Genomic DNA, 12,428 nt, shown 5'->3' on the forward strand with positions numbered 1-12,428 from the left:
TCAATGTCACCTCTCCCGCCGGTGCAGCAGGTACCGTCAATGTAACAGTTACTACGCCCAACGGTACCAGTGCAGTCACCCCCGCAGGCCAGTTTACCTTTACTTCCCCGGCAGCCCCAACCGTAACCGGCATCACTCCGGACAACGGCACTTTCGGTACTTCGGTTACGGTGACGAACCTTGCAGGTACGAATTTTGTTGTGGGTACGACACCGTCAGTCTGGCTGGCAAAATCCGGGCAGAGTACTATTATCGCAACCGATGTGCAGGTGGTCTCGCCTACTCAGATCACCTGTACACTTCCAATGCCCCTGTGGACAAATACCTTAGAAGGGCAGTGGGATGTGGTGGTTCAGAATGCGGATGGGCAGTCAGGTTCAAAGAACGCCGCATTCACTCTTATAAAACCGGCTCCAGTGGTAACTTCCATTGATCCAAACCACGCTCCCAACGGGACGATAAACAACCCGGTAAATGTTACAGGCTCGAACTTTGGTTTTGGAACGAACCCCTCCATCTGGCTGGCAAAATCCGGGGAAAGTAATATTCCCGCTTCAGATGTGCATATCTACGGTACTACCTCGATGACCTTCGTACTAAATATTCCCCTGTCCGCTTCGGAAGGGGTAAGGGATGTCATGATCATGAGCGAAGACGGGCAAATCTCTGCAAACCTCGGAGCGTTCACCATAGATAAACAAATTGGTGATGTCCCCATGATCTGGAACTGGGATAATAATAACGGCTGGGATGGGTGGCAGACTGAAACAACATGCCCGGATTCCGGATCCTGTTCGATATACGGCCCGGTTATTCTCAATGGCCATGGCGAATATGGAGCGGATATTACTTCTGCTATTGGTAGTTTAACGGAATCCCGTGTCACGAAGATCTTTACGCCTTCTTCTGGCTCCTCGTGGAATACCCTTACATTCAGTGGTCTGCTTAGTTCCTCCGATCAACCCGGCGGAAGATCGATGACCATTAAAGTAGACGGCGTGGATGTGTATTCTGCCACAGCATTACAGGACCCCCAGCTCAATGGTCAGCCATTCACCATTACGGCAACATTCCCGCAGAAGACAACCCCGGTAACCGTCACAATATCCGGCAGGCAGGAACCAATCGTCTTCACATCGTCGTATAGTATACAGTTCAATTCACTGACCCTAAGCTGAGAAGAGATCCTCACAACGCTGATAACAAAACGGCACTGACCGTCAAAACAGGAGTTCCCGTATTGTCCGGGAATCCGATAACCGGTAAATGAGGGAATGCTCCCATTTTTTTATTTTATACAGTCCCGTTCTCTCTTGTCCGATTGGTCACATTGACAGTATAGTCTGTCGAGATTGGATTGTTGTTACATTAAGGAGATCATGATGCACCAATCGTGTATTTCGTGAGGAATATCCAGATGGGAACAAGAAGGTGAATGTGTGTTTTACCTTTGATAACCGACACATTTCTTAATACCGATCCTAGGGGAAAGCATGACTTAGCCCCCCGAGTCATATGTAACCCGGTATATCTTAAACAGTAACCGGATAACTCCCTGCGGCTCTCCGTTATGTGCCCCTCCTCTCCCGTATTATCGCGTAATTTATTACCTCATCCAACCTTTGATCGTATATTCCGGACAAGAGCATCCCGCAAAATCCTTAACCGATATCTGCCCACAGCAGCAAGTCGGGCAGGAACGCACAACCGTGCGGGAAACCGCTTGTAAGAATTCCCGTTATAAAAAATGCGATGGAGTATCATATGACACCGCCACCCGGCAATAACAAAGGATACCTGAAGATCGCTGGTGCAATCATACTTATCGCCATCATCTGTCTTGTGATTGCTGTCGTTATGACCGGTGCTTTCTTGCCATCCTCTCAACAGCAGGTCCCTTCACAGAATATATCCCCGGTTTCTCCTTTAATTCCTCTCACTCCTTCCATGAATCCCAGCACCTCGCCTTCAGGCGCTTCCGGGACAATAGCACCGGTCACTCTTGCAGGCACGAATTTTGCCTATGGTCCAGCACCGTCCGTCTGGCTGTCAAGGGTCGGGGAACCTGATATTTTCGCAACAGATGTGGCGGTAATCTCACCAACCCAGCTCACCTGCACGTTCCCGCTGCCTGCGTCACCCGCGTCAGCTGGGGAGTGGGATATCTTTGTTAAGAACTACGGTGAGCAATCCGGGTCAAAGATCGGCGTATTCATGGTCTTAGACGAAATTTCACCCCCCCTGACGTGGGACTGGTCTGTTGATGGTTGGGGAGACTGGCAGCATGATGCTTCGTGTACGGGAACCCCGGCAACTAAAACCGGATCCTGTCGGGAATACGGTCCGATCATGGTTGACGGTCATGGCGAACATGGATCGGAAGTTAATCTTGTTAGTATTCCAACCCAGTCCCGAGTCTGGAAGACCTTTACTGCCCGCACGGGTACCCGGTGGAATACCCTTACCTTCAGCGGTCTGCTCAGTTCCTCCTCTCTTCCTGTGGCACGATGGATAGCAATTGAGGTGAATGGCGAGAGGGTGTTTTATGCTGACGCTACCCGGTCCCCTCCGGGCAATGGCCAGAAATTTACCATTACGCAGTCGTTTACACCGGCGAATAGTGTAACTGTCAGGATATCAGGCGGACAGGATCCGACCTATGGCGTATCGTTGTATGCGACGCAGTTCAATTCATTGACCCTGAGTTGAGAAGGGATCGCCACAATGCTCATAATGGCAGGGTAATGAATCCCCCCGGTAATTTTTCAGCCAGATCCATGATACGGCTGAATAGCACCAGTGCCATAACAATTTTTATTCATGAGTAGTATCGGGGATTGGATGCACACAATTCAGATTATCACGGGTAGTGCCCTACGAAACCGTGGCTGCATTCTGAAACGGGCCATCTCCGAGTATGTTGGTATTGTGATCCTGATCGGTGTTAGTGCTACTGGGCTGGCTCTTACCGGGAAACATTCCCCTACTGAATGCATGGTTCTGGCATGACACCTCCAATGTTCATAGAATACAGAATGGACTTGGGATCATCTCGTACACTTTTCCTATAAGGGATTCGGAAAAAAGGTACAACCTGTCATTGGCATTTATTAAACTTCCAGTGGATGAGCAGGAGTAGAATATCAGGATTGATCCTACTTTCCTAAACCGTTGTATGTATGTCAATCAGGCCGTGGGGGATCGTTGTCGCTGTCTGGGACATCCTGACCCCGTCTTTATAGACCTCGACTACCATTTTTCCTGCTGACGCATCGTCTTTTTCGATTGATCCCTCTACGATTCCAACATTAGCGGGTATGTTGTATAACTGGTCACCGGTACTTTTTACCGTTGTTAAAATGCCCCGCCCTCCAAGAGTTCCGGAAAAACTCCCGGGATAATATACCCGTACCCAGATACCGGTGTCGGGGATACTGATCACGGGGAGGTAGTCATCGATAGCCTGGATTTCCGGTGTCGGAGCAGGTATCACTGTCACATCATTTGTGAGATTTTCAGAGTCTGTCGTGAACTGATCAATCACTCCAAAGGGTGTCATAGAACTCTTCCGTGAAACCAGCGTCCCGTCTTTATAGACCTCAACTACCATTTTATCTGATGATCCATCCAGTTTGGCGACAGATCCATCAATATTGGTATCGGTGACCGGCAACTGGTAGTACTTTATGCCGGAGCCACTGACCTCGATATTTCTCCCCCGTGCACCAATGGACCCGGAGAAATTCCCGGGATACTCTACCCGTACCCAGATGCCATTGGGAGGAATAGCGATCGATGGAGAAGACTCCTCCGGGACAGAAGTAACCTCGCTGACCGGCTCCGGAGCCGGAACGATATCTGGTGTGGTGGTAACGATAGTTGTTACCACTGGTTCAGTTTCATTCTGGGAAACCGGAACATTTTTCGCATGGATAACCTGTCCCACGATAAACATTCCACTTATAATTACCCCAATAACGAGGACCATCACGCCTATGAGGAAGAGGGGCGAACGTTCGGGGACCTCCTCCTCTTTAATGGGTTGCTTAATCTGTTGTGGTGCTCCCGTGAACGACCATTCGGGTACTGCGGGACGACGGGTCTTTTCATCGACTGCCAGCACACCGGTATTTGCCCTTTCACCCCGGTCTAAGCGAACCGCATCACTTACCAGGCTTTTGTTCTCAACCGGGACCGCTTGTTGTTTGAGATAAGTAAGGCATTTCTCGATATCCCTGCTATTCTGGCTGCCCGTTCCATGGATAAAAATAAGATTCAGGGTCCGGTTCTCTCCTTCGGGCGAATTGAAACTGATCGTTATGATCGGTTCGCGTAATTTATTGACCCCTGATTTTGCCAGAACGATATCTGCAAACAGGATATCTTCATGGATCTGGCCCGTTTCGCTCTCAACAAGGATGAGGCGCCTGCTTGTCAGTACTGCTTCGTGCCTGACGCCATTGATAATGATTATCTGCGTTGTGTGAATGATCGCTTCATCGCTGCTCAGGTTAAGGTTGTCCATGGCTCTACACTTACTATAAATCTGAACTATAAAAATTAATTCGGGTTTCTGGTAAAAAACCCCATTATCTTAAATATGCGTTTGAGATAATGATTAACCAGCCACCTTATGAAAAGCGACCGAGGAATATCAGAAACCGTATCCGTTATACTGATTATTTTCATGGTTCTTGTTCTGGCAATTGTTGTTACTGGTTTACTCCTTGGTGCAAATATTTTCCAGCAGAAATCTGCCTTCATAGTCTCTGATATAAAAAATCAGACCCTCAATGGTAAAAATTTCATTACCGTTTTCCTCCGGGCCGGTGATGAAGTGATTATTAATCCATCTCTTTCGGGATCACACGAGATGGGTATTTACATCGATAACAAGACCACCAGCTGGCGAGTCCAGCCTGTGTCGGGGCTTGACACCGTCAAACCGGGCACAACATTGTTCATCTACTACAATACCTCCAAAAATATCTATCAGGTAACCCTCAATGCCGCAACGCTTTCTACCAGTGAAGCACAATCGGTTGTGGAATGCCCTCTGGCAATCCGGCTTGTGGATGAACAGGCCCACCTTCTCATAACGACCTGGAACTGGACGTGTGTTCCACTTCCCCCGACTGGCCCGGCACCGACCGTTACATCTATCACCAATACTACCGGAAACCGGGGCTGGCCGGTGATCGAGAGCATCACCGGAACCAACTTCCTTACCGGGGCAACAGCCAAGTTTAACCGTTCCGGAACACCGGATATTCCTGCTGCATCGTGTACATATGTCTCATCCACAAAGATGGTCTGTACTTTTGATCTTCTCGGCAAAACGGCAAGCCCTCCGAATTACAATGTTGTCGTTACCAACCCTGATGGGAAACAGGGTATGCGGGCGAACTATTTTGTCCTGAGCAGCTCTGCCCCGACTATCACGAGCAGTACGCCTGCAACCGGTGTGCAGGGTACAACAGTTAAAATTACCCGGCTTCTGGGGACTTATTTCCAGCCGGGTGCAACGGTGACATACTGGCAGGGTGCCACGATAATACCCTTACAAAGTGTCAATGTTGTCGCTTCAACCAATATCACCGGTACCCTGTATATTCCGTCCGATGCACCGGTCGGTCTCTACAATGTTACCGTAACAAATACGGACGGAAAGACAGTAACCCGTGCCAGTACCTTCACGGTCACCAGCAATGCACCTAAAGTGACAGGAATAACTCCAAACACCTATGTGCGTGGCTGGACCGTGAGTATCACGAATCTGGCGGGATCCCTTTTCCAGCCCGGAGCAATAGTGACACTGGTCAACAGCACTGCAGGTCCTGATATTACGGCAAACAATGTTGTGGTAAATCCGGCTAACACGAGTATTACCTGCACTTTTGACCTCACCGGCGCTCCTGCGGCAAAGCGGACTGTTATCGTGACAAATCCTGATGGGAAAACCGGAACCTATGCAAATGCGTTTACGATCACCAGCAATGCACCGACCCTGACAGCAAGAAACCCGACAACAGGTATCCGTGGCTGGCCGGTATCTATCATCTCGCTTACCGGTACCGGGTTCCAGCCAGGGGCAGAGGTACGCCTCCAGCGTTCCGGGTATCCTGATGTTATTGCAACGGGAGTGAATGTGGCCTCCCCGACATCAATCAACGCCGGAACCTTTGATCTTACGGGCGTAACGGCAGGAACCTGGAATGTAGTTGTTATTGTAGATGGCAAGGCCTCTGGCACCCAGACGTTTACGGTTACCAACCCAACCCTTACCGTAAGGAACCCGATATCTGGCAACCGAGGCTGGCCGGTATCTATCATCTCGCTTACCGGTACCGGGTTCCGGCCCGGGGCAGAGGTACGTCTCCAGCGTTCCGGGTATTCCGATGTTATTGCAACAGGAGTGAATGTAGCCTCCCCGACATCAATCAATGCCGGTACGTTCGATCTTCTTGGTATTACTGCCGGTGCTTGGACTATCAGGGTTATCAATCCAGATGGGGGATCGTCAGGCACTCTGGCATTCACCGTCAACAGCTTGGCACCGGCGATTCCTATAACCCCTCTCTTCTCTCCTGCTTCAGGAGCACGGGGAACCAATGGCGTCATTGTCACGGCCCCGGGGACCAGTCTGCAGCCCGGTATGGCAGTTGTGCTGACCAGCGCCAGCGCTCCGACTACTAAAATAACTGCATCCTCCGTGAACGTCGTCTCCCCGACGCAGGTTATTTTCACGTTTGATATACCCGCCGGGGCAACCACGGGCTCTTACACTGCAAGATATACCAATAGCGATGGTCAGACCATAACCCAGACCACCCGGTTTACTGTAACCTAAACCTTCCAAATAACCTGTCTGTCCGGATTCACTATTTTTTCGGTTTTAACGCGAAAAGGAAAACAGAATCCTGGAAATGTAGCGTACTGGATAAGGAATAACCCGATAGTTCTCCTACTTCTTATCTACCGGAATAATCCCCGTATTCCGGCTCACCAGCACATTGTACGCATCATGTTTCGGGTTGTGCCGGACAAGCACGCTTTCAATCTCGAGAATTGTACCGTACGGTGCCGACACGATCGCTTCATTCTCCGGTGTAACATGGTAGGCTGGTACCACCGCATATACCGGTGTGTCTGCCGTACCATCGCAGAGCTTGAACACCATCGTCTTGGCATCGCCCAGGTTCCCCGACATCTTGGCGGCTATGAGATTGATCCGTTTTTCCACGTGGCGGCGGATCTGGGACAACCGCAGAACACGGGAACCGGCTGGCACCCGGTATGAGTCCCGGACTTTCCCATCTTTCCTGAGCACCACATACGTGTACTTGATATCGATGTTGAGATACCGGAACGGCTCCTCCCCGGAGGCGAGGATTCCCATCATACGGGTGGGCTGGATGTTCCGGTTTGTCGTAAAACTCCAGCACCGGTCCGGCGTGCAGTTCGTGCCCCAGATAAATGAGCAGGGACTATGAATCGTGAGGCCGCGTTTCTTCAACGCAAGCGAGAGCAGCCGCAGCTGCGAGGAATTGGCTTCTTCAGCAGGCTCGATGATGAGGATAGTCCCATCCGGCGCGAGCCGCCCGGCCAGTTTCAGGACGAGATCTGCCCGCTGGTCCAGCGATACATCGCTGATCTCGTTGAGCACATTCGAAAAGATCATCAGGTCGATCTGCTGCGGAATCTTTGCCGGGTCAAGAGTGGTGAGGTCTGCCTTTATCGGGGGCTTGATACTGACATTAGCCCCTTTCTGCGTGCATTGCTCCCTCAGGTACATGAACGCCTCGATGTGCTCTTCCGAGCGTTCCACCGAGTACACTGTTGCTTTCGCACCATCCAGCCGGGAATAAAAATCCGCAATCGCAAGCGGTACGACCCCCGGCCCGGTACCGGCATCCAGGATGGTCATCGTGTTCTTCAGCAACCCGTCACGGGCGAGCATGGCGAGCAGGTGCTGGGTCTGCACGTAATAGACCGGGAAATGGTACGCGAGATACCCGAGCACATGGTATGCCTTGGTGTACTGCAGTGAACGCTGGTGCGTCGGCTTCCAGTAATCCGATTTCTGGGCAACAATCGCCCTGCGGAGCCGTTCGAGAATCGCTGGATCGGTCAGTTCCTTTCCCACTTTTTTTGGGATATACTGTTCAATTGCTGCTTCCAGAGCCGGGGGAAGTCGGCGGGTTGCAAAAAAAGCATCCTGCCGCTCCAGCTCTGCCGGGTTCATTGTATACTGTGCTGCCGGCACCATCCGCGAGATCTCGTAATCGGTTCCGACTTTCTTTGCCACAAGGTCCAGTTCATCCAACAGGGGGCTGATGAGGGTGTGCAGTTTTTCAACCGGGTGTTTTTTTTCAAGGTACGGCACGATCTCCGAGAGTAAAAAAACCGGTTTTGTCCCGGCCACATATTTTATGGTGGAGATGAGCTGCTTATCGGTCATGGTTGCCGGTTACTTGGCTCTTAGACCCTATTACATCTTTTGTGTATCCTGTTCCTATTGCAGCTCGGCATAGATCTGCCGTTGCACCGGATGTGTGGGATCCCGCTGTTGTTCTTTACCTGGTCCTTTTCCCTCATTGAACGCGTACGCGATCTCGGTCCATGCCCTATCCAGTAGTTCCCGGTAGTATGCGAGATCGAAGCGGTCTGCATTCCATGCAGGGTCTACCCGGTACGTGTGGGCATCCCGCACCACATACCGGATCTTCATGCCCGGCGCTACGGGTACTCCTGCCTCCCGGTACGCTTCTACCGCAGCGCCTTCAATGCAGCGGTGGGCATACGTGAGCCGGCTGATACGCCGGCTGATGGCCATCTCCTGTGGTGGTGCGGACGGGAGCTGTTCCACCGCGTTCCGGTATATTGCGTTCACCTGATCCCACAGTCTGTCAAGTTCACCGATCGTTGCTGCCTTCCCCATTACGGTAAGCATATCGCCCTGCATTGTGCGGATATATTCCGGGGTGTCATGCCGGCGTGCGGCAATGCCCCGCACCTTCACGCTCCCGTCCGAGAGCCTGCCATAGTAGCGGTTGTAGGCCCCCAGACCGTCATTGAGTGGCAGGAAGACGATCCAGGTGAAATGTTCGAGTTCCGTTGGCAGCCCGGTCTCGCGGTCGACACGCTCCTGGAGCGCTGCAACCGGTAAACCCTGCACCCAGAGGCAGTCCACGATCCCATGGAGAACGCGAAAACCCATTGCTTCGGCAATGTCCTTGGTGTGCAGCAGGATGTCGCGCGATCGTCCGGTGATCCCTTCGTGCACCTCGATCCTTCCGAACTTTGCGTTCTTGTAACCCGTGTAACCAAAACAGGTGACCAGCATCCACTTGAGGATTGCATCAATGCCGGCTACAGAAGGGTCGGTCTTTTTCAGCTGCTTTGTCCGTATCCGCAGGTCCAGCAGTGGCTCAAGGGCCGTGGGGAGAAAACCCCGTCGTGGCTGTTCCGGGTGATCGATGGTCTCAGGCGAGAGGTTAGCCTGCACGATGATAGAGGGATACATGGAAGTGAAATCGATCTCGTCCACGTTTTCAAAAATGCCGGGCTCCGGCTGGAACATCATCCCGCCCCGGTCCGCGGTCTTGAGGGCCGCAAATTTCCGCAGGACTTCAGCATCGCTCTTCCTGAACGGCACCACAATTCCTCTTCGCACTGCCTCATAGGTCTCGTAGCTGGAGATAAGCGTGCCCGGGGTGAACCGGGACGCGAGGCTGGGGGAGAGCCCCGAGAGCCGGGAGGCCATGAGGACCCCAGCAAGTCCACCCTCGCGGTACACGAAAGATTGTTCGGTATCGATAAGGATCCTCCCGTCCGGGATGAGTGCTGCTTCCTTGTGCTCGACCCTGCCATAGCTCCAGTAGGAGCGCGAGTCCATGGTGCGGTATTTCCCGCTCCGGGAAAACGGCATCGTGAGACCCAGTGCCCGGGCACGCAGCTGGAGTTTTCCCATCCAGCGATCCGCATCGGTCATCAGGATCAGGTCGGGGTCGGATGCAGCAACAAGCCCGAAGAGATCGGCAAGCACGTCCTTCTCCTGCCCATGCAGCCGCTCGGTGCGCTCACCGATGATCTCAATATCCGTGCAGGTCTGGTCGCGGGCCGGGTCATCATGGATCCGGATCTCTATGCTCTTCAGGCCGTGTTCAAAGATCGGGGAGAACCTTTCAGCCGGATCAGTACAGCAGGGTACTATTTCCTGCTCTGCCATGAAACGCTGGTCGCGTCGCACGTCCACGTTGAAGAGCTGCGCTGCAAACTGTGTCTGCTGCTCGATAGCTTCAGCCACCGGTCGCCCGGCAAAAACCCGGTACCCCTCGAGTTCGCCAAAGATGGTAGTAAACGTGCAGGGCTCTGCACGGTACCGCTCCTCCAGCGCTTCGATCATCTCGTGATGTAAATCCGGGTCCTTAAGATGGAGATAGAATGGTGGATCATAATCGTGATGGCACTTCTGCACCGTCCCGTCCTTGTGCCACAGGTCCACGCCCCCGCTCCGGAAGGCCGAGTCAAGGATCCACATCGCGTACCACTCCCCCCCGTTCCTTCCCCTGACCCGTGCATGCCTGCGGTTCCTGCTCTTCCTGTTGCCTGAGTATTCCCATGAGCCCCGAAAAGACCGCTGCCTCAAGCGGATCGTCACATCCGTAGAATGCCTCGCTCGAATGGAGTTTTGCCAGCGCGACCAGTCTCTTCCCATAGGGCAGGTCTTCTTTCCTGAGTGCCCGTGCGGCCCGGGCCCAGCGTTCCAGGGGCCCCTTTACTCCCTGACGGACGCTTGCAAAACTCCTCCCCGTTTCCTACACCTCCAGTGTCTTTTGCGCCCGGGGCACCACTCCCCCCTTCCGGCAGGATCGCTGGCTGGCAAAGCCAAACCGGTCCGGGACCGGGCCTTCGGGCACAATTTCGATGATACGGTCTGCCTGCCGGATCAGTGCGGCAAAGGACCGGTCGCTCGCTGGCGTCCACAGGATCACGAGTGCCTCCCTGCCGGCCTGTTTAAGTGCTGATGCGATTGGGCCGAGCAGGCGTTCTGCCCCGTCAAAAAGCGTAGGATCATGTTCGATAAAGACTATCGTGTGGGCTGCCTCGTGAATGACGGTTAAGAGCTGGTCCGCGGTAAACGGTCTACGGACTTCGAAATTGCTGGAGGTACGGCTGATGCCCGAGAGGATACGCGAGTAGTTGCCGCAGACAAAGAGGAAGAGGAACCGCTGGAGATCCGCGTTGCTGTTGAGCGCAGCAAGGATCTTTTTTTCCGGCGCGATCACGGCCGTGAAACTACCCGGGTGGAGGGTGATCCCTTTGGAGAGCTCGATCAGCATAGCCCGGATCCCTGCTGCACCGGGCGGGATAAGGCTCAGGCTCGCGGGGGGTGAAAGTGTTTGGACCGCATCGTAAGATTGATGAGCGGGCGGACGAGAAGTGGAGTGTAATGTGCGGCCGGTACTCCCTCATCTGTATCGATGATCTTGGCAACCGGTTCCGCATCTTCAACCCGATGCTTGGCGCCCGCTCAAAGTTCAATATCGCGCCCGGGACCCGGCAGCCGGTGATCGTGCAGGGGGCTTCCGGCAGGGAACTGGTACAGATGCAGTGGGGGCTGGTTCCCCACGGGACAAAAAACCTCAAGGGTGCGCACCCGATTATCAACGCCCGGGCTGAGTCTCTTGCGGAGAAACCTTCGTTTGCTCCCCTGCTGGAAAAGAAACGCTGTCTCATCCCTGCGAGCGGCTTTTTTGAGTGGAAGCACGAGGGGGTAAAAAAGCACCCGTTCTACATCCGCGTAACCGATCTGCCGCTCTTTGCCTTTGCCGGGCTGTACGATGAGTGGCAGGATCCCGCAGGATCTGTGCTTGCCACATATACGATCATCACGACCGAGCCCAACACGTTACTGGCAACGGTGCACAACCGGATGCCAGCGATACTTTCCCCCGAACATGAAGAGGGATGGCTTGCCGGAGGCCAGTTGGATACCGGGCAGCTCAGGGAGATGCTTGCACCGTACCCTGCAGAAAAGATGGTCCTGCATCCGGTCTCCCCGCTCGTGAATATGCCTTTTTCCGATAATGAACGGGTGATACAACCGATACAACCTGTGACTTCATTAAATTCGAAGTATACACAATAACCGAGGAACCTGATGCTCGATCACTGTCCCGGAGCAGCGAACCTGCGTACCCCCACGCTCGCGATTAAAAAGTGCCCCCGGTGCGGAGAGGAAGTGGAATTGTTCTCAAACGATATCTCCGTTAAATGCAGCTGCGGTTTTGAAGTCTATAACGATATTGCATCCTGCGTCCAGTGGTGTAAGCATGCAAAGGAATGCGTGGGAGAAGAGATGTACAGTAAAATCATGGCACAAAAAACAGCTCCTGAAAAAAAGTGAAATTGTCTGTTATTGC

The 12,428-nt window shown here is 53.0% G+C and carries 10 protein-coding genes; 5 read left to right on the plus strand and 5 right to left on the minus strand.

Translation table 11 applies throughout. From position 1 onward, the window contains the following. The coding region (locus CVV30_01185) for a hypothetical protein (GenBank protein PKL70015.1) at nt 1-1,178 on the plus strand (1,178 nt) is incomplete at its 5' end. Nucleotides 1,179-1,764: 586 nt separating this feature from the next. Then, nucleotides 1,765-2,709, plus strand: a complete 945-nt coding sequence (locus tag CVV30_01190; GenBank protein PKL70016.1) for a hypothetical protein — start codon at nt 1,765-1,767, stop codon at nt 2,707-2,709. A 454-nt stretch (nt 2,710-3,163) separates the two neighbouring features. On the opposite strand, the gene CVV30_01195 is transcribed toward CVV30_01190, so the two are convergent. After that, the gene (locus tag CVV30_01195) at nt 3,164-4,525 is read right to left on the minus strand and encodes a hypothetical protein (GenBank protein ID PKL70017.1); all 1,362 of its coding nucleotides are present in this window, start codon (nt 4,523-4,525) and stop codon (nt 3,164-3,166) included. A 162-nt stretch (nt 4,526-4,687) separates the two neighbouring features. Between CVV30_01195 and CVV30_01200 the strand changes: the two genes are divergently transcribed. Continuing rightward, nucleotides 4,688-6,850, plus strand: a complete 2,163-nt coding sequence (locus tag CVV30_01200; GenBank protein ID PKL70018.1) for a hypothetical protein — start codon at nt 4,688-4,690, stop codon at nt 6,848-6,850. 114 nt (nt 6,851-6,964) lie between these two features. Here the strand turns inward: CVV30_01200 and CVV30_01205 are convergent, their stop codons facing one another. Genes CVV30_01205 through CVV30_01220 form a run of 4 tightly spaced genes read right to left on the minus strand, consistent with a single transcriptional unit; the run spans nt 6,965 to nt 11,345 of the window. Beyond that, nucleotides 6,965-8,461, minus strand: a complete 1,497-nt coding sequence (locus tag CVV30_01205) for a ribosomal methyltransferase (protein ID PKL70019.1) — start codon at nt 8,459-8,461, stop codon at nt 6,965-6,967. Between the two features lie 54 nt (nt 8,462-8,515). Then, the gene (locus tag CVV30_01210; protein ID PKL70020.1) at nt 8,516-10,543 is read right to left on the minus strand and encodes a DNA polymerase I; all 2,028 of its coding nucleotides are present in this window, start codon (nt 10,541-10,543) and stop codon (nt 8,516-8,518) included. Continuing rightward, nucleotides 10,530-10,772 carry a hypothetical protein gene (locus CVV30_01215; protein PKL70021.1) on the minus strand — a complete coding sequence of 81 codons (243 nt, stop codon included), beginning with the start codon at nt 10,770-10,772 and terminating at the stop codon, nt 10,530-10,532. Before CVV30_01215 ends, CVV30_01210 begins: the two co-directional genes overlap by 14 nt. A 48-nt stretch (nt 10,773-10,820) precedes the next feature. Next, nucleotides 10,821-11,345 (minus strand): hypothetical protein, encoded by a 525-nt coding sequence (locus tag CVV30_01220; protein ID PKL70022.1) that lies wholly within the window; start codon nt 11,343-11,345, stop codon nt 10,821-10,823. 110 nt (nt 11,346-11,455) lie between these two features. Here CVV30_01220 and CVV30_01225 point away from each other — a divergent pair, with 110 nt between their 5' ends. Both CVV30_01225 and CVV30_01230 read left to right on the plus strand, forming a co-directional pair. Further along, the gene (locus CVV30_01225) at nt 11,456-12,154 is read left to right on the plus strand and encodes a hypothetical protein (GenBank protein PKL70023.1); all 699 of its coding nucleotides are present in this window, start codon (nt 11,456-11,458) and stop codon (nt 12,152-12,154) included. 12 nt (nt 12,155-12,166) lie between these two features. After that, a complete protein-coding gene (locus CVV30_01230; GenBank protein ID PKL70024.1) occupies nt 12,167-12,412 on the plus strand; it encodes a hypothetical protein in 246 nt (81 codons plus the stop codon). Nucleotides 12,413-12,428 lie beyond the last annotated feature (16 nt).

Source organism: Methanomicrobiales archaeon HGW-Methanomicrobiales-1 (assembly GCA_002839675.1).
GTDB lineage: Archaea > Halobacteriota > Methanomicrobia > Methanomicrobiales > Methanospirillaceae > Methanoregula.